We start from the raw sequence: 21,878 nt of genomic DNA, 5'->3' as shown, positions 1-21,878 counted from the left end.
TCGGATTTATCGCAAGTTACGGGAAAATATCCCGTTTGCCGCCACTGACCGGCAGCGCGGCAGCAGGTGGCCCGCGGAAGGGGCCACCGCTGTGGGGGAGGTCAGCGCGGCGTGCGTCCGGAGACGAAGTGGCTGACGTCGTTGAAGCCCGGGGTCGAGGCATGCCCCGGAGTGACCAGCGAATCGATGAAGGCTTCATCCTCGGCGCTGATCTTCACGTCCAGCGCCTTGGTGTAGGCGTCCCACTGTTCCTCGGTGCGCGGGCCGACGATTGCTGAGCTGACCGCGGCATTGTTCAGCACCCAGGCGATGGCGAACTCGACCATGCCGACCCCACGGCCCTGGGTGTACTGCTGGATCTGCTGGGCGATGCGCAGCGACTCGACGCGCCATTCGGTTTCCAGGATGCGTTTGTCCTGGCGCCCGGCGCGGCTGTTGCTGTCGGGGGCGACATCCGGCGCGTACTTGCCGCTGAGCACGCCACGGGCCAGCGGGCTGTAGGGCACCACGCCGAGCCCGTAGGCCTGGGCCGCGGTGATCTGTTCGGTCTCGGCCTGGCGGTTGACGATGTTGTACAGCGGTTGGCTGATCACCGGCCGGTCGACGCCGAGCCGGTCGGCGACGCGGATCACCTCGGCGATGCGCCAGCCGCGGTAGTTGGACAGGCCCCAGTAGCGGATCTTGCCCTGGCGCAGCAGGTCGCCGATGGCCGACACCGTGACTTCCAGCGGCGTGTTGTGGTCTTCGCGGTGCAGGTAGTAGATGTCGATGTAATCGGTGCCCAGGCGGGTCAGGCTGGCGTCGATGCCATTGAACATGTGCTTGCGGCTCAGGCCGCTGCGGTTGGGCACGCCATCGACGGGGCCGAAGCCGACCTTGGTCGCCAGCACCCATTGGTCACGCTGGCTGGCGATGGCTTCGCCGACGATCTCTTCGGAGCGGCCGCTGGTATAGACGTCGGCGGTGTCGATGAAATTGATGCCCTGGTCCCAGGCCTTGTCGATGATGCGCAGGGAGTCCTCGGTGCTGGTCTGTTCGCCGAACATCATGGTGCCGAGGGTCAGGGGGGACACGTGCAGCCCGGAATGGCCGAGGATGCGATAGCTCATGTACGAAATCCTTGTGCGTGAGGTAAGGCCGGCGCGACAACGGCCAGCGACCGGTCATGGGACGCCCATCAAATACCAGAACGGGCGTAGGGGGCAATCTGAATTATCCCGCCAGCAACTGGCAGCGGGCCTGCAAAAAGCGTTGCAGCACCTTCACCCGTTCCGAGACCTGCAAACGGTGCGGGCACAGCAGGTTGAGCGGCACGCTTTCGCCTTGCCAGTCGCCGAGCAGGGGCACCAGGCGCCCGGCGCGGATATCGCTGGCCACATCCAGCCAGGCCTTGTAAGCGATGCCATGGCCGGCCAGGGCCCAGCGCCGCGCCACTTCGCCGTCGTCGCTGAGGTAGTCGCCGCGCACCTGGACCTCCTGCACCTCGCCGTCGCGGCTGAAATGCCAGCTGTTGTAGGGGCGACCGTTGCGCAGATAGATCAGGGCACTGTGCTCGCCCAGTTCGGCGGGCGTCTGCGGGGTGCCGTGGCGCGCCAGGTAATCGGGGCTGGCACAAGCCAGCCGGTGATGCCGCGGCAGGATCGGCAGGGCCACCAGGCTGGAGTCGCTGGGCACGCCGAAGCGCAGGGCGACGTCGACGGTCTCGCGGAACAGGTCGCTGTGCCGGTCGTTGAGCAACAGTTGCAGGCGGATATGCGGGTGTTCGCGCTTGAAGTCGTCCAGCCAGGGCAGCAGCAGGTTGCGCCCGAAGTCCGACGGCGCCGCCAGTTGCAGCACGCCGCTGAGGCCCTGGCTCTGTTGCTTCAACGCCTGTTCGCCCTCCGCCAGGGCCGCCAGCGCCACGCGCACGCTGTCCAGGTAGCGCCGGCCTTCTTCGGTAAGGCGCATGCTGCGGGTCGAACGCGCCAGCAAGCGCATGCCCAGGCGGGTTTCCAGGCGCTTGAGGGCGATGCTGGCGGCGGCGGGGGTCAATTCCAGGCTGCGGGCGGCGGCGGAAATGCTGCCGGAATCGGCGGTACGGACGAAGACTTCAAGGTCGAGAATCGAGCTCATTGCTAAAAATCCTTTAAAGATCTTTGCGTTTTACCGGGATTTTTCCTCGATTATCAAGCTGAGAATATGCAGTCACTTCCATCGCACCAGGGTGACCCCATGAAAACGCTCAGTACGTTCTTGCCGGATCGCACCGCCGTCATCGGTGGCGGAGGTGTGTCATGACCTGGCACTTCGACCATCTGGCCTTCAACACCGCCGAGGGCGATGCCTTGCAGCAGGCATTCCAGGCCCTGCTCGGGCTGCAGGCCGGACGGCGCCCGCCGTTTCCCTTTCCCGGACGCTGGTTGTACCAGGACGGGCAGGCGCTGGTGCATGTGATCGAACAACCGACCTTCGCCGAGACCGCGCTCAGCCATATCGCCTTCAGGACCGAGGAGGATGCCGCGCAGCTATTGCAGCGGGTCCAGGCCAGCGGCTTGCCGCATCAGGTGGCGCAAGTACCGCAGGACGGCACCTGGCAGATTTTCGTGCGGATGCCGGGTGGCCTGGTACTGGAACTGGATGCACCGGCGAGCCCCGACCTGCATCCGGGGTATCGCTATGCGGCGGACGGCGGCGCGCCGGCCTGAAACATGGCCGCGCCAATACGGGGGGCGCAAGCATCTGCTCCGTCAGCGCAGAAGCCGAAACTGTAGCCGCTGCCGCAGGCTGCGATCGAGGCCGCAGGACTCGCCATCAGCCATGACGCGGTCTGTCAGCAAAACGGCTTCTCTCCGGTCACGGCTGCTTCGCAGGGAGTGCCGCCCAAACCGATCGCAGCCTGCGGCAGCGGCTACAGGTGAATGCCTTGAAGCGCGGCGACCCCGATGGCCGGGGCCGCCGGCAATTCACGCCGAATGCAACTGGTAGCGCACCGCATAACCGCTCAGGCGCTGCTCCAGAGCCGCACGGCGGGTGGCATCCAGGCCGGGCACATGGATATCCACCCGTTGTCCATGGCGCTCGTCGCTGAGGGCTTCGACGCGGATGCCCTCGGCAACCTGCCGCACCTCGTCTTCGAACACCCGGCGAATGGCGTCCAGGCGCAGGGCCGGCTTGAAGGTCTTGCCCACGGCCGTCAAGGGGATCTGCTCAAGCAGCCAGACGTCCTTGGGCAGCGCGGCCCGTTCATGGATATGCCGCGCGGCGTGCTCCAGCAATTCGGTCGGGTCGGCGCTGGCGCCGGCCTTGAGCTGGACGTACACCACCGGCAGCTCGCCGGCCTTGATATCCGGCTTGCCCACCGCCGCGGCCATGGCCACGGCCGGGTGGCGATGCAGGGCTTCTTCGATCATCTGCGGGTCGATGTTGTGGCCGCCGCGGATGATCAGGTCCTTGCTGCGCCCGGTCAGCCAGATGTAGCCATCCCGGTCGATGCGCCCCAGGTCACCGGTGTTGAACCAGCCGCCGTCGAGCCACAGGTCCTGGTTCTTGTCGGCCTGCAGATAGCCCTTGAACACTGTCGGCCCGCGCAGGCAGACGTTGCCGGGTTCGTCGGTGGCGGCGTCGCGCAGGTAATGGCCATCGCTGTCGAGCACGGCGATCTTGACCTCGCAGTACGGCAGGCGCAGGCCGATGGAGCCGGGGCGGCGCTCGCCATTCTGAGGGTTGCAACTGGTAGCGCAGGTGCCTTCGGTGAGGCCGTAGCCCTCGATGATCTTCAGCCCCGAACGCGCCTCGAACTGGCGGATCAGTTCCACCGGCATGGGCGCGGCGCCACATACGGCAAAACGCAGGCTGGAGACATCGATGCCGTCGTTGGGCACTTGCAGCAAGGCGGCATAGATGGTCGGTACGCCGCTGAAACAGCTGACCCGATAACGCTCCACCAACTGCCAGAAATCCTTGATCAGGGTCGGGTTGCGGTAGCCCTGGGGGCCGGCCAGCAGCACCCGGGCGCCGCGGTGGAAGGCGGACAGGCCGGTGACCATCACCCCGTTGACATGGAACAGCGGCAGCCCGCAGAGCAGCACATCGCTGCTGTCGTAGTCGCCGTGCAGGCCAATGATCTCGGCCATCGCCACTTCATTGAGGTGGCTGTGGGGCGCCAGTTTCGGCGTGCCGGTGGTACCGCCGGTGTGGAAGTACGAGGCAATGTCGTCCGGCTGGATCGTCCGGCCGCTTTCCAGGTGGTCGGCGGGGCAGGCGGCCAGCAGTCTGTCGAAGTCCAGCACGCCTTCCGGCATCGCCGGGCGCTGGCTCTTGATCGCACTGCGTTGCGGCTCGGGCAGCAGGTTGGCCAGGTCGATGGTGACAATGGCTTCCAGCTCCGGCAAGCGCTCGCGCAGGTGGGCGACCTTTTGCCAGAGGTCGGTACCGGGGAAGGGCGCCAGGGTCACCAGCACCGTGGTGCGCGAGGCGCGGACCAGTTCGGCGATGTGCGCAGGCTCCAGCAGCGGGTTGATGGCGTTGACGATCCCGGCGGCCTCGCCGCCCCAGATCACGTAATGGGTCTGCGGTAGATTGGGCAACAGGAACGACACCGCCTTGCCCGGGCGGATGCCCAGCCGGTGCAGGGCGTTGGCGGTGCGGGTGACCTGGGCGAACAACTCGGCGTAGCTGATGTTCCAGGGCTGGTCCTGGATGCTGCCCTGGGGCAGGAAGGTCAGGGCGGTGCGCTCGCCGAAACGGCTGGCCGAGCGTTGCAACAGTTGATAGGTGCTGGCGGGAAGATTGCGCTGGGCCAGGGGCTGCTGCTGTTCGAGGGCTTGGATATCGCTCAGGCGGGCGAGGGAGAAGGGCGCGGTCATGATCGTGTGGGTCTTCCTTCGGTAAGGTCTGCGAGGGAGTCATCAATCGATCCAGCCAATGGAAAACTGCCGCGGCCGGACGTCTGTCCGATATACCACGGGGGCGCGGAGGTCGGCTGTTGCTTTTTGTAGCGAGGCGGTGACAAACCCGTGGTTTATCCCGGGAAGCCGGGCCCGCCAGAAGGTGAGCCCGGTAAAGCCGGTCAGCGTTTCAGCGTGCGGGTCATACGCAGCGCCAGCAGGCTGCCAGCGACGATGACCCCGGCCAGCAGGTACAGCGCGGCGTCGGTGGAGCCGGTGCTGTCCTTGACCCAGCCGACAATATAGGGGCTGAGGAAGCCGGCCATCTGGCCCATGGAGTTGATCAACGCCAGGCCACCCGCGGCGGCGCCGACGCTGAGCAGCGCGGTCGGCACCGGCCAGAACATCGGCAGGCCGGTGAGGGCGCCCATGGTGGCAATGGTCAGGCCGAGGATGGCGAGGGTCGGGTTGGCGGCGAAGTTGACCGCGATCACCAGGCCGATGGCGCCCATCAGCATCGGTACCACCAAATGCCAGCGGCGTTCCTGGCGCAGGTCGGCCGAGCGACCGACCATCAGCATGAACAGCGCCGCCAGCAGATAGGGAATGGCGCTGAGCCAGCCGATCACCAGGTTGTCGCTGAAACCGAGGTTCTTGATGATCGACGGCAGCCAGAAGTTGATGGCGTACACACCGCTCTGGATGCAGAAGTAGATCAGGCCGAAGGCCCAGATGGCCGGGTTCTTGAACACCGCCGCCAGGGAGTCGCCGCTGGTGCGTGGCTTGCTCGCGGCGTCTTCGGCCTGGTCGGCTTCCAGCAGCGCGCGTTCCTGCGGGCTCAGCCACTTGGCGTGGGCGAAGTTGTCATGGAGCAGGAAGTACGCCAGGGCGCCGAGGATCACCGTGGGGATGCCCTGCAGCAGGAACATCCACTGCCAGCCGGCCATGCCGCCCTGGCCCGCGGCGAAGTGATTGAGGATCCAGCCGGAGAACGGGCTGCCGAGCAGGCCGGACACCGGGATCGCCGACATGAACAGGGCCATGATGCGGCCGCGGCGAAAGCTCGGGAACCACTGCGAGAGGTACAGCACCACGCCGGGGAAGAAGCCGGCTTCGGCGGCGCCGGTGAGCAGGCGCAGGCTGTAGAACTGGGTCGGGGTGGTGACGAACAGCAGGCAGGTCGACAGCGTGCCCCAGGCGATCATCATCAGCGCGATCCAGCGCCGCGGGCCGAACTTGTTCAGCGCCAGGTTGCTCGGCACGCCGCACAGCACGTAGCCGATGAAGAAGATCCCGGCACCGAGGCCGTAGACGGTTTCGCTGAATTTCAGGGCATCGAGCATCTGCAGCTTGGCAAAGCCGACGTTTACCCGGTCCAGGTAGTTGAACAGGTAGCAGATGAAGATGAAGGGGATCAGGCGCAGGGTGATGCGCTTATAGACGGCGTTTTTATCGTCATCGGTGGCCAGGGTGGCAGCGGCGCTCTGTGACATGGCGTGTCTCTCTTTATTATGATTTTTTGCGATGCGAGGTTAACGTTGATCGCCCCGAGAGTCTCGGTCACCCCATGGGCCGCTGTCTTTGTGCCGGCGCACAGGCTTTGCCGGCATCCCCTGTGCCGGTGAACAAGCCTTTGCCATCGCCCCGAGCCCGCCTTCCTAGGAACACGCCGCTATGTTCGAACTGGATCACGACCTGGCGCAGGATATCGTCGACCGGACGATGGCCATCCTGCCCTACAACGTCAACGTCATGGACAGCCAGGGCCTGATCCTTGGCAGCGGCGAGCCCGAGCGCATCAATACCCGCCACGAAGGCGCGCAACTGGTGCTGGCCAACGGCCGGGTGGTGGAGATCGACGCGCAGACCGCCAAGCACCTCAAGGGCGTGCAGCCGGGGATCAACCTGCCGCTGCTGCACGACCAGCGGCTGATCGGCGTGCTGGGCATCACCGGCGAGCCGGAACTGCTGCGCACCTATGCCGAGCTGGTGCGCATGACCGCCGAGATGCTGGTGGGCCAGCGCCACCAGCAGGCCGAACAGCAATGGCGCCGCCAGCGTTGCGACGACTTGCTGGCGCTGTTGCTCAGCGACAGTGGGGATTCGCCGCGGCTGGTGGACGAGGCGCAGCAGATGGGCCTCAAGCCGCAGTTGCCGCGCACGCCTTATCTGTTCGAACTGGGCCAGCCCCAGGAGGGCGGGGCGCAGACCGTCGAGGCCCTGAGTGCCTGGCTGATGTCCCGTTACCCGGACAGCTGGTGTGTCAGCTCGGCCAAGTCCTCGTTGCTGTGGTGCCGGCCGGCGACCCTGAGTGTCGATAACCCGCGACTGCTGGAAAAGCTCGACAGCCTGGGCTGGAACATCCTGCGCATTGCCGTGGGCGGCCAGGCCGACGGGCTGGCGGGGCTGCGCCGTTGCTACCGGCGGGTCGGCGACCTGCTCGCCTATGGCCGTGATGTGCTGCCCCAGTCGCGCTTGCTGACCCTCAATCGTTTCCGCCTGCCGGTGATGCTCTGGCGCCACCGCAATGACGATGCCCTGGACGAGTTGCTCAGCCCCTTGCGCAAGGTCATCGCCAAGGACAGCAATGGCCAGCTGCTGGCGACCCTGCGCAGTTGGTGCGACCACGACGGCCAGAGCCAGGCCTGCGCCGACGCCCTGGGCATCCATCGCAACAGCCTGCGCTACCGCATGGAACGCATCGCCGAACTCAGCGGCGTCGACCCGCTCAAGCTCGACGGCATGCTGGCGCTGTACCTGGGGGTGCAGCTGTTGCCGCAGACCGAGCCATCCCCGTTGTAATGCCAGGCCCTGTAGCCGCTGCCGTAGGCTGCGATCGGGGCAGCGCCCCGTATGTCTGTCTATCGGTGTGGCGCGGTTCTGCGACCGCTGCGCGGTCGTGCGCAGCCTCGCCAGGGCTCGACAGCGGCTACAGACGCGGGCGATGCAGCTATTGTGAAAATGAACAATAAAGCCGCCCCACACTTGTGCAGCGGACCGGGGTCAAGGTCGCGGCCAACTGGCAGCATGGGCGCCATAAGAACCGGAGATAGCCCATGAAAATCATCATCGCCCCCGACTCCTTCAAGGACAGCCTGAGTGCCTCTGGCGTGGCCAGCGCCATCGCCGACGGCCTGGCGCGGGTGTGGCCGGACGCGCAGCTGATCCAGTGCCCGATGGCGGACGGCGGCGAAGGCACCGTGGAGTCGATCCTCGATGCCTGTGAGGGCCAGTTGCGCACCACCCGGGTCCAGGGACCGCTGGGCGCACCGGTGGAGGCGCGCTGGGGCTGGCTGCCGCAGAGCCACACCGCGATCATCGAAATGGCCGAGGCCAGTGGCCTGCAACTGGTGCCGCCGGGCCAGCGCGATGCCTGTACCAGCAGCACCCTCGGCACCGGCGAGCTGATCCGCGCGGCCCTGGATGCCGGCGCGCGGCGGGTGATCCTGGCCATCGGCGGCAGCGCCACCAACGACGCCGGCAGTGGTGCCTTGCAGGCGCTGGGCGTGCGCCTGCTGGATCGCGATGGCCAGGCCTTGCCCCTGGGCGGCCTGGCCCTGGCGCGGGTCGCGCGGGTCGACCTGAGCCACCTCGATCCACGCCTGGCCGAGGTGCGTTTCGAGATCGCCGCCGACGTCGACAACCCGCTCTGTGGTCCTCACGGCGCCTCGGCGATTTTCGGCCCGCAGAAGGGCGCGTCGCCGCAGCAGGTCGAACAACTGGACCAGGCCCTCAGCCAGTTCGCCGACCAGGCCGCGCGGGTGCTGGGCAAGGACGTGCGCGACGAACCGGGCAGCGGCGCCGCCGGTGGCCTGGGGTTCGCCGCCAAGGCGTTCCTCGGCGCGCGGTTTCGTCCAGGGGTGGAAGTGGTGGCCGAGCTGGTGGGGCTGGCCGAAGCCGTGCAGGGCGCGGACCTGGTGATTACCGGCGAAGGTCGCTTCGACGCCCAGACCCTGCGCGGCAAGACCCCCTTTGGCGTGGCGCGCATCGCCAAGCAGCACCAGGTGCCGGTGATCGTGATCGCCGGGACCCTGGGCGAGGGCTACGAGCAGATGTATGAGCACGGGGTGGATGCGGCCTTTGCCCTGGCCTGCGGCCCCATGACCCTGGAGCAGGCCTGTGCCGAGGCGCCGCGCTTGCTGCGGGACAGGGCGGCGGACATCGCCCGGGTCTGGCGCCTGGCGGCGCGCCAGGGTTGAGGCCATTGCGGGCGCAGACCTGTAGCCGCTGCCGAGCCCGCGAGGCTGCGAACGACTGCGCAGCAGGCGCAAAACCTGTGATTGCTTTGGGTCTGGATAACCGCGTTGGCCCCGTTGCGGCCGCTGTGCGACCGATCGCAGCCTCGCGGGGCTCGGCAGCGGCTACAGAGGCTAGTAGACCCCGCCACCCGAGGTAGGCGTCGCCACCTCCTTGTACTGCCCCAGCAAGCCCTGCAAGCCCTTCATCAGCACCGTGGTGTCCACTCCCACGGCGACGAAGTTCGCTCCCAGCTCGATATAGCGCTGCGCCAATGTCCGGTCGGCGCTGAGGATCCCGGCCGCCTTGCCGGCCTTGCGGATGCGCGCGATGGCGTCCTCGATCGCCGCGACCACCTCGGGATGCCCCGGGTTGCCGCGATGGCCCATGGACGCCGAGAGGTCGGCCGGGCCGATAAACAGGCCATCGACCCCGTCCAGGGCGGCGATGGCATCCAGGTTGGCCAGGCCTTCGAGGTTCTCGATCTGCAGCAGCAGGCACATCTGCTCGTCGGCCTGGTCCAGGTAACCGGGAATGCTGTTCCAGCGCGAGGCCCGGGCCAGGGCACTGCCGACACCACGAATGCCCGCGGGCGGATAACGCATGGCGCGCACCAGTTGCCGGGCCTGCTCGGCGCTTTCGACCATGGGGATCAGCAGGGTCTGGGCGCCGATGTCCAGCAGTTGCTTGATCAGTGCGGTGTCGCCCACCGGCGGGCGAATGATGCCTTGCACCGGGTAGGGCGCGATGGCCTGCAACTGGCCGAGCAGGCTGTTGAGGTCATTGGGCGCGTGTTCGCCGTCCAGCAGCAGCCAGTCGAAACCGGCGTTGGCCGCCAGCTCCGCGCAATAGGCATTGGCCAGGCCCAGCCACAGGCCGATCTGCGGCGCGTCCTGGCGCAGGCGTTGCTTGAAATGATTGATCGGCAGTTGCATGAGCGTTCTCCTCAGACAAAACGGCAGGCGATGCTGCCGAGCTGATCGTAGTCGACGTGGAAGGTATCGCCGGGGCGGGCCGCCACCGGGCGGGTGAAGGAACCGCCGAGGATGATCTGCCCGGCCTCCAGGCCGACGTCGTAGGCCGCCAGTTTGTTGGCCAGCCAGGCCACGCCCTTGGCCGGATGGTTGAGTACCGCGGCGGACACCCCGGACTCCTCGATCACGCCGTTGCGATAGAGCACCGCCGGCACCTTGCGCAGGTCGATATCGTTGGGGCGCACCGCGCGGCCGCCCATGACTACCCCGGCGTTGGCGGCGTTGTCGGAGATGGTGTCGAACACCTTGCGCGTGACCTGGGTTTGCGGATCGACCTGCTGGATGCGGGCGTCGATGATCTCCAGGGCCGGGATCACCCATTCGGTGGCGTCGAGCACATCGAACAGCGTGCAGTTCGGGCCCTTGAGCGGCTTGCCGAGGATGAACGCCAGTTCCACCTCGACCCGCGGCACGATAAAGCGCTGGAACGCAATGTCGCTGCCTTCCTCGAACAGCATGTCGTCCAGCAGGGCGCCGAAGTCCGGTTCTGTGATGTTCGACGACACCTGCATGGCCCGCGAGGTCAGGCCGATCTTGTGCCCGACCAGCTTGCGCCCGGCGCGGATCTTGTGTTCCACCCAACTGCGCTGGATGGCGTAGGCGTCCTCGATGGTGATGCCGGGAAACTCCAGCGACAGCTGGGCGATCTGTTCCCGGTTGCGTTCGGCAGCGTCGAGGCGGGCGGCGGCCTGCTGGATGTCCGAAGTGCTGAGCATGGTTACTTCTCCTGGGGATTGACGATAAGGGCTGGCACCCGCAATACCAGCCAAGCGCCGAAGGCGATCAGCAGGGCCAGGGCATACAGGGCGAGGCTGGCGCTCTGGGTGGCGTCGCGGACCACGCCGATCAGGTAGGGCGCGAGGAAGGCGGCGATGCTGCCGAAGGAACTGATCAGGGCGATTCCCGCGGCCTGGGTGTTGCTGGCGAGAAAGGCCGGCGGCAGTTGCCAGAACATCGGCAGCGCGGCGCTGGCGCCCATGCCGGCCACCAGCAGCCCGGCCATCACCAGCCAGGCGTTGTCCGGGGCGACGCCTGCGACGATCAGGCCGAGGCTGGACATCAGCAGCGGCACGCCGAGGTGCCAGCGCCGTTCGCGCAGGCGGTCGGAGGAACGGCCGACACCGATCATGAACAGGCAGCCGGCCAGGTACGGCAGGGCGCTGAGCATGCCGACGCGGCTGTCGCGGGCGATGCCGGCGTGGTGGATCAGGGTCGGCATCCAGAAGGCGATGGTGTTGACCGCCAGCATCACTGCGAAATAGATGCACACCAGCAGCCAGATATGTTTGTCCTGGAGGATGCCGGCGAAGCGGGTGATCGGCTTGTGCTGTTCTTCCTCACTCAGGGCCGCGTGCAGTTGCTGCTTTTGTGGGGTGCTCAGCCAGGCGACGCTGTCGATGCTTTCCGGCAGCGCCTTGAGCACCACCAGGCCGAGCAGGACCACCGGCAGGCCTTCGATCAGGAACATCCATTGCCAGCCGCGCATCCCGCCCAGGTCATGGAAACTTTCGAGAATCCAGCCCGACAGCGGCCCGCCGATCACCCCGGCCATGGGCACGGCAATGGCGAACAACGCGGTCATCTGGCCGCGGCGGCTGGCCGGGAACCAGCGGTTGAGCAGCACCAGGATGCCGGGGAAAAACCCGGCCTCGGCCACCCCCAGCAGAAAGCGCAACAGGTAGAAGCCGGCGGCGCTGTCCACCAGCAGCATGGCGCTGGACAGCAGGCCCCAGACCACCATCAGGGTGGCGATCCAGCGGCGCGGCCCGACCCGGTCCAATGCCAGGTTGCTGGGCACGCCGAACAGCGCATAGGCGATGAAGAACAGACCGGCGCCGAAGCCGTAGACGCTGTCGCTGAAGCCCAGGTCCTGGGTCATCTGCAACTTGGCGAAGCCGATGTTGATGCGGTCCAGGTGGGCGAAGATGTAGCAGGTGAACAGCAGGGGCATCAGCCGCCAGGTGATCCGGCGATAGGTGTCGTTGGTCTCCACCGCGCTGGGCAGGGCAAGGGTCGAGCTGGACATGGGCGGGTCTCTTTTATTGTTCTTGTCGATAGGGCTCGGACTCTGTAGCCACTGCCGAAGGCTGCGATCGGCCGGGACGGCCGCAGCGACTTCAAGATCGCTGAAGGCAGCCTGCGGTAGCGGCTACAGGTCAGGCTTGCCGCTTGAGAAACTCATGCACGTTGTTGTGCTTGAAGTTCAGCTCGGCATCCAGCTCGCTCATCTCGAACGACAGCGCCAGCAGGCGCTGGGCCTGGAGCTCGGCGAAGTGCGCCTTGATGATCTCGAACAGGTCCTCCGCGACCTTGCGTCTTGTCGCCAGGTCGCGCCCGGCGCCGACCTGCAGGCGCATATGGACGAAGGCGTAGTCGTGCTTGCCGTCGGCCATGCGCCAGGTGTCCAGGCGCACGCCGCGGCTGCGGATGCCACCCAGCGGAAACACGCCGCTGGCCCCGAGGCAGTCATGGACCTTCTCGAACAGCCCTGGCAGGTCGGCGGCTTGCTCGATGTTGTCGGTGTATTCAGCGATGAAATGCGGCATAGGGGCCTCCTTTGGAGGCAGCGGCAAGCTACAAGCTACAAGCTGCAAGCGGCAAGATAACTCTCTTGCGGCTTGTGGCTTGCAGCTTGCCGCTGCTTCAAATCTCAAAAATGGCGTTGATCTGGCCGGTGCCGGAGCTGCCGAAAGGCGCGGTGACGATTTCCGCCGGCCGGTTGTATTCGGGGCCGCCGAGCAGGCCCAGGAGCATGGCGGTGTCGTGCATCCGGCCTTCGCCGAAGCAGTGCTCGGCATAGTCCGGGAGCATCGAGCAGAACTCGCGGAAGCGCCCCTGTTGCCACAGCTCGACCACTCGCAGGTCCATCTGTTTGTCGAACTCGCGGGTCCAGTTGTGGATGTTGGCTTCGGCCTCGCGGTCGTCGGAGAAGCGGTGCGACAAGGAGCCTGAGGCCAGCACCAGGACCTTGCGGTCGCTCTTCTCGATGGCCCGGCGCACCGCGGCGCCGAAGGTGAAGCTGTCTTCGAGCTTGTGCCAGGCACACCAGGCGGCGATGGAAATCACCTTGAAATGCTGCTCCGGCGGTACGTCCATGTGCATGTAGCGCATCGGCACCAGGGTGCCGTATTCCAGCTCCAGGCTGGGGATGTTGTGGGCGAGGGTGCGCACATCGGCGGCATTGGCTTGGGCGGCAATCAGCTCGCCCAGTTCCGGGCAGCCGTGGTAGTCGTAGTCCATGTTCTTGATGAAGTGCGGCAGTTCGTTGCTGGTGTAGGTGCCCTTGAAGTGCTCGCCGCAGTTGATGTGGTAACCGCTGTTGACCAGCCAGTGCACGTCGAACACCACCGCGGTGTCGGCCCCCAGCTCACGGGCGCGACGGGCGATTTCCTTGTGCCCGGCGATCGCCGCTTCACGACAGCCGTGGTGCTTGCCCGGCAGTTCGGACAGGTACATCGATGGAACGTGGCAGACCTTGGCGGCCATGACGACTTCGCCCATGGTGCTTCTCCTGAAACATCTTATTGTTCGGCCCGTAGCCGCTGCCGCAGGCTGCGATAAGTCCCGCAGGGACTTCAAAGAGCGGCGTCTCGTTCCGAGACGAGCGCAGCCTTCGGCAGCGGCTACAGGATTTCAAAACCTTACACGCCCCAGCGCGGGATGTGGTGGCTGCCCATGGAGATACAGATGTTCTTGATCTCGGCAAACACCTCGAAGCTGTACTCGCCGCCTTCGCGGCCGGTGCCGGAGCCCTTGACCCCACCGAACGGCTGGCGCAGGTCGCGCACGTTCTGGCTGTTGATGAACACCATGCCGGCCTCGATGCCACGGGCCAGGCGATGGGCCTTGCCGATGTCCTGGGTCCAGATATAGGAGGCCAGGCCGTACTCGGTGTCGTTGGCCAGTCGCAGGGCCTCGGACTCGTCCTTGAACGGGATCAGGCAGACCACCGGGCCGAAGATCTCTTCCTGGGCGATGCGCATCTGGTTATCGACGTCGGCGAACACCGTCGGCTGGATGAACTGGCCACGGCCCAGGTGCGCCGGCAGGTTGGCCGGGCGCTCCAGGCCACCGGCGAGCAGGGTGGCGCCTTCTTCGATGCCGATGCGGATATAGCCGGTGACCTTGTCGTAGTGGGCCTGGGTGATCATCGAGCCGACCTGGGTCTTAGGGTCCTGCGGGTCACCGACAATCAGGCGCTTGGCGCGGGCGGCGAACTCGGCGACGAACTGCGGGTACACGCTTTCCTGGACGAAGATCCGGCTGCCGGCGGTGCAGCGTTCGCCGTTGAGCGAGAAGATGGTGAACAGCGCCGCATCCAGGGCGCGCTCCAGGTCGGCGTCTTCGAAGATCAGCACCGGCGACTTGCCGCCCAGTTCCATGGAGTACTTTTTCAGCCCCGCGGTCTGCATGATCTTCTTGCCGGTGGCGGTGCCGCCGGTGAAGGAGATCGCCCGCACGTCCGGGTGGCGCACCAGGGCATCGCCGGCGGTGGCGCCGTAGCCCTGGACGATGTTCAGCACACCATTGGGAATGCCGGCTTCGACCGCCAGGCGCCCCAGTTCGTTGGCGGTCAGCGGCGACAGCTCGGACATCTTCAGCACCGCCGTGTTGCCCAGCGCCAGGCACGGCGCGGTCTTCCAGGTGGCGGTCATGAACGGCACGTTCCACGGCGACACCAGCGCGCAGACGCCGACCGGCTGGTACAGGGTGTAGTTGAGCATCTGGTCGTCCACCGGATAGCTGTGGCCATCCATGCGGGTGCAGACCTCGGCGAAGAAGTCGAAGTTGTGCGAGGCGCGCGGGATCAGCACGTTCTTGGTCTGGTGGATCGGCAGGCCGGTGTCGAGGGTTTCCAGCTCCGCCAGGTGCGGCACGTTCCGGTCGATCAGCTCGCCCAGCTTGCGCATCAGCCGCGCCCGTTCCTTGGCCGGGGTGTTGGCCCATTTCGGAAAGGCTTCCTTGGCCGCCGCGACCGCCTGGGCGATTTCCCCGGCGCCGCCGCTGGCCACTTCACCGATGGCCTCGCCGGTGGCCGGGTTGTAGTTGACGAAGGTGTCTTGGCTTTCGACCTCGCGGCCGTTGATCCAGTGTTTGATCATTTATGCGTGCTCCTTGGCCGCCAGTTGCGTGTCGTGTTGTGCCTTGATCCTGAAGAACTCCGCCTCGCTGACGATGCGGTTGACCAGCCGGCCGACGCCTTCGACTTCCACCACCACTTCGTCGCCGGGCACCACGTCGGACAGGCCTTCCGGGGTGCCGGTAGCGATCATGTCGCCCGGTTGCAGGGTCATGAAGCTGGACAGGTATTCGATCAGGTAGGGGATGTCGAAGATCATGTCGCAAGTGCTGCCTTCCTGGCGCAACTCACCGTTGACCCAGGTGCGCAGCTTCAGCCGGTTCGGCTCGGGCACGTCGGCGACATCGACTATCCACGGCCCGACCGGGGTGGTGGCGTCGCGGTTCTTCACCCGCAGGTTGGGCCGGTAGTAGTTTTCCAGGTAGTCGCGGATCGCGTAGTCGTTGCACACCGTGTAGCCGGCCAGGTAATCCAGGGCGTCCTCGCGCTTGACGTTGCGCGCGGTCTTGCCGATCACCGCCACCAGTTCGCACTCATAGTGCATGTAGGCGACGTTGTCCGGGCGCCAGGTGACCTGGTTGTGGCCGGTGTAGGTGCCGGGGGACTTGATGAATACCAGCGGCTCGGTCGGCGGCTTGAAGGCCAGTTCGGCGGCGTGGTCGGCGTAGTTCAGGCCCAGGGCGAACATGCTGCCGGTGGCCGGTGGCAGCCACTCGACCTGATCCTCGGCGAGCACGCGGCCATCGGCCAGTTTCACGCTGTTGGGCGCGTTGACCACGACCTCGTGGACCTGGCCTTGATAACGGATGCGGGCGTGTTTCATGGCAGCTCCTTATTCGGCGGCTACTTCGGCGGCTATTTCTTCTGCGACAACGTGATTGGCGAGACGGCCCAGGCCGCTGATCTCCACTTCGATGCGGTCGCCGGGCTTGACGTCGACCCGGCCTTCGGGGGTGCCGGTGATCAGCACGTCGCCCTCGTGCAGGGTCATGAACTCGCTGATTTCGGCGATCAGCTGGGGAATACCGCGCACCAGGTTGGCGGTGCTGTTGCGTTGCAGCAGTTCACCGTTGACCCACAGTTTCAGTTCCAGGTCATGGGGGGCGCGCACCTGGGCCGCCGGCACCAGTTCCGGGCCGAAGGCGCAGAAACCGTCGCGGCACTTGGCTTTGACGGCGGGGCGGTAGTAGCTGTCTTCCGGCAGGCTGAACTCGTTGACGATGGTGTAGCCGGCCACGTGCTGCAGGGCGTTTTCCACGCTGACCCGGCTGGTGCTCTTGCCGATCACCACGCCCAGCGCCGGGCCGGGTTGCAGGCGCTCGACGCCTTGCGGATAGATCACGGCGCCGCCGTGGACATTGCGCGTGTTGGGGGTCTTGATGAACAGCACCGGCTTGACCGGTGGCTTCTGGTAGGGCGGCTGGGTGAAGGATTCCAGATGGCTGCGCAACAGGCCCTGGTAGTTCAGCGCGACGCCGAACAGGGTGCCGGTGGCGACTTCATGCAGTGCACGGCTCATTGTGGTGTTCTCCTGAGCATCGCGGAAACGAGGTGATTTCGTTAATGTGTTAACGTTATATTTAATATGTTAACGATCGTCAAGCGCCGGCCAGGAGCCGATCACCAACTGTCTGCCGCGTACTGGTGAACAGGCCGCGAATCACGCAGGATGTGGGCGCTTGCCGCAGGTAAAAAATAAAAGCGCCGCGGGCGAAAATAAAAAGCACCGCGAGCGAAAAAAGAGACATGCCACCATGAGCGATCGCCAGCCGATCCCCAATATCAACATCGGCCAGGTCTACGACCAGCGCTACGCCGACTCGCAGGTGCATTACGACAAGCTGAGCAACCTGGCCGGGTTCTTCGGCCGCAACATGCCGGTGCACCGCCACGACCGGTTTTTCCAGGTGCACTACGTGAAAAGCGGCGCGGTGCGGGTCTACCTCGACGACCAGCAATACCTGGAATCGGGGCCGATGTTTTTCCTCACGCCGCCGACCATTGCCCATTCCTTCGTCACCGAGGCCGACAGCGAAGGCCACGTACTGACCGTGCGCCAGCAGCTGGTGTGGGAGCTGATCGAAGCCGACAGCCGCCTCGCCAGCGGCCCCCAGGTGGCGCCGGCCTGCGTGGCCCTGGCGCGCCTGGACCCGGGGTTCGCCGGCGAGGCGCGGCGCCTGGCGCTGCTGTTCGATGAGTTGCAGGAGGAAGTCGCCGGGCAGGGCGCCGGGCACGCGCCGGCGCTGGAGGCCCTGACCCGGTTGATCCTGATCAGCCTGCTCAGGCTTTCGGCCAATTCCCTCAAGGCCCGCCCGGCGCGGCATGAAGACCTGCACATCTTCCATCGCTTCAACGAACTGATCGAAGCCTGCTATCTGGAGCATTGGCCGCTGTCGCGCTATGCCGGGCAGATCGGCGTCACCGAGGCGCGTCTCAACGATGTCTGCCGGCGCATCGCCGACCTGCCGTCGAAACGCCTGGTGTACGAGCGCCTGATGCAGGAGTCCAAGCGCCTGCTGCTGTTCACCGCCAGTTCGGTGAACGAAATCTGCTACCAGCTGGGGTTCAAGGACCCGGCGTATTTCAGCCGGTTCTTCCAGCGCTACGCGAAGATGACGCCGGGGGAATACCGGGCGCGCCAGGGCGCGGCGAAACCCTCGTCCTGAGGGCAAAAAAGCTGGGAGCGCCAGCGCGCTGCGTGGGACAATCGGCGCTTTTACCCGACAAGGAAAGTCCCATGTTGCAGCGCACCCTGATGGTTCTTTTGCTGACCGCCAGCGCCGCCCAGGCGCTGGCGCAGAGCGCCGCGGAAAAGGTGCCGTTGCTGCGCCAGACCAAGGAATGGATCACCGGCTGCGACAACCTGCGCAGTTGCCACGCCCTGAGCGCGCCCAACGGTGAGCACGGTGTGCAGTACAGCAGCCTGACCCTGCATATCCAGCGTCGCGCCGGCCCCGACGGCCCGCTGGAAATACGCCTGGACCAGCGCGGCGACCCCGCCGAGCTGACGGCCTTGCGCCTCGACGGCCAACCACTGGAGCCGCAGCTGCTGGATGCCCTGGTGCTGTTGCCGGAGAAGAAGGGCGCGCAGATCCAGGTCACCCGCTATGAAATCGCCGACCCGGCCCGGGCCCGCCAGTGGCTGGAACGCCTGCGCAATGCCGAGGAACTGAAGCTGGAGGGGAACGACGAAGCCCGGGTGCCATTGTCCGGGTTGTCGGCGGCGCTGCTGCTGATGGACTCGGTACAGGGCCGGGTCGATGGCGTGACGGCGTTGTGGCGGCCAGGTCAGCGTCCGGCCAGCGAGGTGCCGGCGCGGCCGCTGCCGGCTCAGCTGCGGGCTTATCCGGGGGCACCGGAACTGACGGAGGCGCAACGCACGCGGATCTCGGCGGCCGCGGTGAAATTCGCCGCGCCAGGCACGCCCAACGACGATGAAGACTTTGTGGCCGAGCCCCAGGTCGAGGTCTATCCGCTGACCGCGCAGCGGGCGTTGACGGTGGTGCTGAGCGACTGCGCGGCCTACAACTGCGACTACCTGATCAGCAGCTGGTCGCGCGGCAACCCGCCGCAGCTCGAGGAGTTGCGCCGACAGGCCTTGCCCATGAACAACGCGGACGGCTCGGGCGGCGCCCACTACGACCCCAAGACCGGGGTGCTGACCACCTTCTATCTGGCGCGCGGCATCGGCGACTGTGGTGAAACCGGACGCTGGCTGTTCGACGGCGAAAGCTTCCAGCTCAGCGATTACCGGCAGATGCCGACCTGCAATGGCTTGTCCTCCGAAGACTGGCCGCGGCTGTGGAACATCGCGCCGCCGGCCAACCGCTGAGGCGTTTCAGGCCAGGCCGGGATGGCGGCGCGCGAACTTCTGTTCCAGCACGGTCTTGCCCCATTGCGCCGCCGGCTGTTCCTCCACCAGCTGGAAGCCGAAGGCTTCGTACAGGTGCCGGGCGGCGTCCAGGCCGCTGAAGGTCCACAGATAGCAGGAGGTTGCCCGCACCCGGTCGCAATGCTCCAGCGCCGCCTTGAGCAGCAGGCGGCCGGTGCCGGTGCCGCGGGCCGCCTCGTCGAGGATAAACCAGCGCAGATGGGCGACTCTGTCGGCCTGAGGGCGATCCGCGGTGTCGCCGAGGTCGATGGCGATCGAGCCGACGATCTGCTCGTCCAGCACCGCCAGCCAGACGCCGTTATCGGGGTTGTCCAGGCGCTCGCTGAACTCCGCCAGGCCCGCCGCGACGCGCTGTTCAAAGAACTGCCCGAAACCCACCAGGCGTGAGTAGTAATGCGCATGCAGTTCGGTGATGCGGCCGATCATGCCCGGCCGATAGCCACGGAGCACGCTCGGGATAGCCGCGGCGATCTGCGCATGGCCCAGGCGGCAGGCCTGCAGCGCCTGGCCATAACGGCGCAGTCCGGCGACCACCTGGCTTTGCTCGCGGGGTGCCAGCAGGCGCAGCGCCTGTTGCACCTGGGCGCTGCCAAAGGCATGGAGCGCGGCGACCTGTTTGCGCCCGCTGGCGGTCAGGCCCAGGTGCTTTTCCCGGGCATCGGTGGGGCTGGGGCTTTCCTGGATATCGCCGCGCTCGATGAGCTTGCCCAGCAGGCGGCTGACCGAGGACTTTTCCAAATTCAGGGTCTTGCCCAACTGGGCGGCGGTGAGCGGGGCGTGCAGGTCGAGTTCGATCAGCGCATGCACCGCCGAGGGCGGCAGATCGGAACCGGCCAGGGTGGCGCCCATAAAGCCCAGCTCGCGCACCAGTTTGCGCGATTCATTACGGATCTGTTCCACCAGCGGCGAAGACGATGACATGGCGTGGCTCTCGATATAGTTGTGCGATGCAACTATATGCCTGGGGTACGGCAAAATCCATACACCTGCCGGCCCGTGGGCTAGCACTTGCCGGTGCGATGCCGAATCGCTGTCGACACGGACGCTCCTACGGATTCGGCGCGCGAACACGAAACCCGTAGGGGGTTTTTTAGCCAATCGCCAGGGTGGATACCGGCTCCTCCAGGAGAACAGGGTTTTCCATCGTCGGCGCCGGTTTACCCAGCAGCAGGTCCGCGGCCTTTTCGCCGATCATGATCGCCGCCGCGTTGGTGTTGCCGGTGGTCAGGCTCGGCATGATCGACGCGTCGGCCACCCGCAGGCCCTGCACGCCGTGGACCCGCAACTGGTCGTCGACCACCGCCTGGGCGTCATGGCCCATCTTGCAGGTGCCGACCGGGTGGAACACGGTGCCCAGGCTGTCGCGAATCCACTGCTCGATCTGCGCCTGGCTCTCGACCTGCGGGCCGGGCACCAGCTCGCCCTTGAGGTGCCGGGAGAAGGCCTGGCTCGCCGCCAGCTGGCGCACCAGGCGCACGCCCGCCACCAGCTTGCGCAGGTCTTCCGGGTGGCTGAGGAAGTGACTGTCGATGATCGGCTTGTCATGGGGATCGGCGGAGTTGAGCCGGACCTGGCCACGGCTGTGCGGGTGCATCACCGCGATGTGCAGGCTGACCCCATGGCCCAGCGGCACCAGGCGCTGGGGCTGGTTTTTCAGCGCCGGGGCGACGATCAGGCCCAGCTCCGGGGCGGCGTCCTCGGGATGCAGGCGCAGGAAACCGCCGGACTCCACGGTATTGGAGGTCAGCGGGCCGCTGCGCCGGCTCAGGTACTGCCAGGGCGAACGGGCCAGGGGCAGCAGGCCTTTGGCCGACACGCCGTAGGTCAGCTCGCTGTCGCAGCGGTACATCAGCACCACGTCCTGATGGTCCTGCAGGTTGTGGCCGACTCCCGGCAGTTCATGGCGCTGGGCGATGCCATGGCGCGCCAGTTCCTCGGCCGGGCCGATGCCGGAGAGCAACAACAGTTGCGGCGAGTTGATCGCCCCGGCGCTGAGGATCACTTCGCGCCGGGCCTGCAGCCGGAACACCGCGCCATCCTGGCTGACCTCGACGCCGCAGGCGCGATTGCCCTCCAGCAACACGCGGTGGGTCAGGGTCGAGCTCAGTACGCTGAGGTTGGGCCGCGACAGCGCCGGGTACAGGAAGGCCCGCGCGGCGCTGCAACGCTCGCCGTTGATCTGGGTGACGTGGAAGGGGCCGTAGCCTTCCTGTTCCTCGCCGTTGAAGTCCGGGTTGTAGCGCCAGCCCAGTTCCTGGGCGGCCTGGTAGAACACTTCATTGATAGGGCTCGGGCTGCGTTGCGCGGCGACGTTGAGTTCGCCGCCCTGGCCGTGCCAGGGCGAGGCGCCGGGCTCGAAATGCTCCGAGCGCAGGAAGTACGGCAGCAGTTCGTCGTAGCTCCAGCCCTGGTTGCCGGCCGCCGCCCAGCGGTCGTAGTCGCTGCGGTGGCCGCGGATGTAGATCATGCCGTTGATCGCGCTGGAGCCGCCCCAGAGCCGGCCGCGGGGGCAGGGGATCGGGCGCTCGCCGCTGGCGGCCTGGGCGCTGAACTGATGCATCCAGTTCCACTTCGGGTTGGCGATCAGGCGGATGATGCCTGCCGGGGTGCGCACATAGGCGCCGGGAAACAGGCTGCGGTCGCTGGGGCCGGCTTCGATCAGGCAGACGCTGAGCTGCGGGTCGGCGGACAGCCGGTTGGCCAGCACGCAACCGGCCGAGCCGGCCCCGACCACGATGTAGTCGAACGAACGCGGGGCAGAGTCAGTCATG

General features: G+C 66.4%; 19 protein-coding genes. 5 read left to right on the top strand and 14 right to left on the bottom strand.

Annotated elements, in window-relative coordinates; genetic code table 11:
- Positions 1 to 101: 101 nt before the first annotated feature.
- Together AC3RCP_RS17785 and AC3RCP_RS17780 are read right to left on the bottom strand one after the other, a co-directional pair.
- Entirely contained in the window at positions 102 to 1,109 is a 1,008-nt protein-coding gene (locus AC3RCP_RS17785; protein ID WP_087090569.1) for an aldo/keto reductase, read from the bottom strand.
- 103 nt (positions 1,110 to 1,212) lie between these two features.
- Positions 1,213 to 2,112 (bottom strand): LysR family transcriptional regulator, encoded by a 900-nt coding sequence (locus AC3RCP_RS17780; protein ID WP_007921776.1) that lies wholly within the window; start codon positions 2,110 to 2,112, stop codon positions 1,213 to 1,215.
- A 161-nt stretch (positions 2,113 to 2,273) separates the two neighbouring features.
- Here AC3RCP_RS17780 and AC3RCP_RS17775 point away from each other — a divergent pair, with 161 nt between their 5' ends.
- On the top strand, positions 2,274 to 2,684 hold the full coding sequence (locus tag AC3RCP_RS17775) for a VOC family protein (RefSeq protein ID WP_101338204.1): 411 nt from the start codon (positions 2,274 to 2,276) through the stop codon (positions 2,682 to 2,684).
- Positions 2,685 to 2,942: 258 nt separating this feature from the next.
- On the opposite strand, the gene AC3RCP_RS17770 is transcribed toward AC3RCP_RS17775, so the two are convergent.
- Positions 2,943 to 4,844, bottom strand: coding sequence for an acyl-CoA synthetase (locus AC3RCP_RS17770; protein ID WP_492571269.1), 1,902 nt, complete (start codon positions 4,842 to 4,844; stop codon positions 2,943 to 2,945).
- Between the two features lie 203 nt (positions 4,845 to 5,047).
- Complete coding sequence (locus tag AC3RCP_RS17765; protein WP_492571270.1) at positions 5,048 to 6,358, bottom strand: MFS transporter; 1,311 nt, start codon at positions 6,356 to 6,358, stop codon at positions 5,048 to 5,050.
- Positions 6,359 to 6,539: 181 nt separating this feature from the next.
- On the opposite strand from AC3RCP_RS17765, the gene AC3RCP_RS17760 reads away from it, so the two are divergent.
- Positions 6,540 to 7,667 (top strand): sugar diacid recognition domain-containing protein, encoded by a 1,128-nt coding sequence (locus AC3RCP_RS17760; RefSeq protein ID WP_492571271.1) that lies wholly within the window; start codon positions 6,540 to 6,542, stop codon positions 7,665 to 7,667.
- A gap of 254 nt (positions 7,668 to 7,921) precedes the next feature.
- A complete protein-coding gene (locus tag AC3RCP_RS17755) occupies positions 7,922 to 9,064 on the top strand; it encodes a glycerate kinase (protein ID WP_492571272.1) in 1,143 nt (380 codons plus the stop codon).
- A 171-nt stretch (positions 9,065 to 9,235) separates the two neighbouring features.
- On the opposite strand, the gene hpaI is transcribed toward AC3RCP_RS17755, so the two are convergent.
- The 8 genes from hpaI to AC3RCP_RS17715 form a co-directional block, all read right to left on the bottom strand.
- Entirely contained in the window at positions 9,236 to 10,036 is an 801-nt protein-coding gene (hpaI, locus tag AC3RCP_RS17750) for a 4-hydroxy-2-oxoheptanedioate aldolase (protein ID WP_492571273.1), read from the bottom strand.
- An 11-nt stretch (positions 10,037 to 10,047) separates the two neighbouring features.
- Positions 10,048 to 10,851 (bottom strand): 2-oxo-hept-4-ene-1,7-dioate hydratase, encoded by an 804-nt coding sequence (gene hpaH / locus AC3RCP_RS17745; protein WP_457240952.1) that lies wholly within the window; start codon positions 10,849 to 10,851, stop codon positions 10,048 to 10,050.
- A 2-nt stretch (positions 10,852 to 10,853) separates the two neighbouring features.
- Positions 10,854 to 12,161: an MFS transporter gene (locus tag AC3RCP_RS17740; RefSeq protein ID WP_492571274.1), complete on the bottom strand. Its 1,308-nt coding sequence runs from the start codon at positions 12,159 to 12,161 to the stop codon at positions 10,854 to 10,856.
- Positions 12,162 to 12,291: 130 nt separating this feature from the next.
- Complete coding sequence (locus AC3RCP_RS17735; protein WP_087090587.1) at positions 12,292 to 12,681, bottom strand: 5-carboxymethyl-2-hydroxymuconate Delta-isomerase; 390 nt, start codon at positions 12,679 to 12,681, stop codon at positions 12,292 to 12,294.
- A 97-nt stretch (positions 12,682 to 12,778) separates the two neighbouring features.
- The gene (gene hpaD / locus AC3RCP_RS17730; protein WP_087090589.1) at positions 12,779 to 13,636 is read right to left on the bottom strand and encodes a 3,4-dihydroxyphenylacetate 2,3-dioxygenase; all 858 of its coding nucleotides are present in this window, start codon (positions 13,634 to 13,636) and stop codon (positions 12,779 to 12,781) included.
- 140 nt (positions 13,637 to 13,776) lie between these two features.
- Entirely contained in the window at positions 13,777 to 15,237 is a 1,461-nt protein-coding gene (hpaE, locus tag AC3RCP_RS17725) for a 5-carboxymethyl-2-hydroxymuconate semialdehyde dehydrogenase (protein ID WP_492571275.1), read from the bottom strand.
- Entirely contained in the window at positions 15,238 to 16,038 is an 801-nt protein-coding gene (locus tag AC3RCP_RS17720) for a fumarylacetoacetate hydrolase family protein (RefSeq protein ID WP_007923540.1), read from the bottom strand. It abuts the gene before it with no gap.
- A gap of 9 nt (positions 16,039 to 16,047) precedes the next feature.
- The gene (locus AC3RCP_RS17715) at positions 16,048 to 16,734 is read right to left on the bottom strand and encodes a fumarylacetoacetate hydrolase family protein (RefSeq protein ID WP_492571276.1); all 687 of its coding nucleotides are present in this window, start codon (positions 16,732 to 16,734) and stop codon (positions 16,048 to 16,050) included.
- 235 nt (positions 16,735 to 16,969) lie between these two features.
- Between AC3RCP_RS17715 and hpaA the strand changes: the two genes are divergently transcribed.
- Both hpaA and AC3RCP_RS17705 read left to right on the top strand, forming a co-directional pair.
- Positions 16,970 to 17,881, top strand: a complete 912-nt coding sequence (hpaA, locus tag AC3RCP_RS17710) for a 4-hydroxyphenylacetate catabolism regulatory protein HpaA (RefSeq protein ID WP_087090596.1) — start codon at positions 16,970 to 16,972, stop codon at positions 17,879 to 17,881.
- A gap of 71 nt (positions 17,882 to 17,952) precedes the next feature.
- Positions 17,953 to 19,047, top strand: coding sequence for a DUF1176 domain-containing protein (locus tag AC3RCP_RS17705; protein ID WP_492571277.1), 1,095 nt, complete (start codon positions 17,953 to 17,955; stop codon positions 19,045 to 19,047).
- A 6-nt stretch (positions 19,048 to 19,053) separates the two neighbouring features.
- Here the strand turns inward: AC3RCP_RS17705 and AC3RCP_RS17700 are convergent, their stop codons facing one another.
- Together AC3RCP_RS17700 and AC3RCP_RS17695 are read right to left on the bottom strand one after the other, a co-directional pair.
- Positions 19,054 to 20,028 (bottom strand): bifunctional helix-turn-helix transcriptional regulator/GNAT family N-acetyltransferase, encoded by a 975-nt coding sequence (locus AC3RCP_RS17700; RefSeq protein WP_492571278.1) that lies wholly within the window; start codon positions 20,026 to 20,028, stop codon positions 19,054 to 19,056.
- 169 nt (positions 20,029 to 20,197) lie between these two features.
- Positions 20,198 to 21,877 carry a GMC family oxidoreductase gene (locus AC3RCP_RS17695; protein WP_492571279.1) on the bottom strand — a complete coding sequence of 560 codons (1,680 nt, stop codon included), beginning with the start codon at positions 21,875 to 21,877 and terminating at the stop codon, positions 20,198 to 20,200.
- Position 21,878 lies beyond the last annotated feature (1 nt).

This window comes from Pseudomonas sp. GW822-FHT05A08 (genome assembly GCF_058800485.1).
This window is presented reverse-complemented; position numbering and strand designations above follow the sequence as displayed.

What these genes read in the sequence shown, in the direction of transcription:
- hpaE (WP_492571275.1), bottom strand. Translation starts at nt 15,237, where the DNA reads ATGATCAAACACTGGATCAACGGCCGCGAGGTCGAAAGCCAAGACACC.
- AC3RCP_RS17760 (WP_492571271.1), top strand. Translation starts at nt 6,540, where the DNA reads ATGTTCGAACTGGATCACGACCTGGCGCAGGATATCGTCGACCGGACG.
- AC3RCP_RS17765 (WP_492571270.1), bottom strand. Translation starts at nt 6,358, where the DNA reads ATGTCACAGAGCGCCGCTGCCACCCTGGCCACCGATGACGATAAAAAC.
- AC3RCP_RS17770 (WP_492571269.1), bottom strand. Translation starts at nt 4,844, where the DNA reads ATGACCGCGCCCTTCTCCCTCGCCCGCCTGAGCGATATCCAAGCCCTC.
- AC3RCP_RS17695 (WP_492571279.1), bottom strand. Translation starts at nt 21,877, where the DNA reads ATGACTGACTCTGCCCCGCGTTCGTTCGACTACATCGTGGTCGGGGCC.
- AC3RCP_RS17720 (WP_007923540.1), bottom strand. Translation starts at nt 16,038, where the DNA reads ATGAAACACGCCCGCATCCGTTATCAAGGCCAGGTCCACGAGGTCGTG.
- hpaH (WP_457240952.1), bottom strand. Translation starts at nt 10,851, where the DNA reads ATGCTCAGCACTTCGGACATCCAGCAGGCCGCCGCCCGCCTCGACGCT.
- hpaI (WP_492571273.1), bottom strand. Translation starts at nt 10,036, where the DNA reads ATGCAACTGCCGATCAATCATTTCAAGCAACGCCTGCGCCAGGACGCG.
- AC3RCP_RS17775 (WP_101338204.1), top strand. Translation starts at nt 2,274, where the DNA reads ATGACCTGGCACTTCGACCATCTGGCCTTCAACACCGCCGAGGGCGAT.
- AC3RCP_RS17780 (WP_007921776.1), bottom strand. Translation starts at nt 2,112, where the DNA reads ATGAGCTCGATTCTCGACCTTGAAGTCTTCGTCCGTACCGCCGATTCC.
- AC3RCP_RS17785 (WP_087090569.1), bottom strand. Translation starts at nt 1,109, where the DNA reads ATGAGCTATCGCATCCTCGGCCATTCCGGGCTGCACGTGTCCCCCCTG.
- AC3RCP_RS17740 (WP_492571274.1), bottom strand. Translation starts at nt 12,161, where the DNA reads ATGTCCAGCTCGACCCTTGCCCTGCCCAGCGCGGTGGAGACCAACGAC.
- AC3RCP_RS17755 (WP_492571272.1), top strand. Translation starts at nt 7,922, where the DNA reads ATGAAAATCATCATCGCCCCCGACTCCTTCAAGGACAGCCTGAGTGCC.
- AC3RCP_RS17700 (WP_492571278.1), bottom strand. Translation starts at nt 20,028, where the DNA reads ATGTCATCGTCTTCGCCGCTGGTGGAACAGATCCGTAATGAATCGCGC.
- hpaD (WP_087090589.1), bottom strand. Translation starts at nt 13,636, where the DNA reads ATGGGCGAAGTCGTCATGGCCGCCAAGGTCTGCCACGTTCCATCGATG.
- AC3RCP_RS17735 (WP_087090587.1), bottom strand. Translation starts at nt 12,681, where the DNA reads ATGCCGCATTTCATCGCTGAATACACCGACAACATCGAGCAAGCCGCC.
- AC3RCP_RS17715 (WP_492571276.1), bottom strand. Translation starts at nt 16,734, where the DNA reads ATGAGCCGTGCACTGCATGAAGTCGCCACCGGCACCCTGTTCGGCGTC.
- hpaA (WP_087090596.1), top strand. Translation starts at nt 16,970, where the DNA reads ATGAGCGATCGCCAGCCGATCCCCAATATCAACATCGGCCAGGTCTAC.
- AC3RCP_RS17705 (WP_492571277.1), top strand. Translation starts at nt 17,953, where the DNA reads ATGTTGCAGCGCACCCTGATGGTTCTTTTGCTGACCGCCAGCGCCGCC.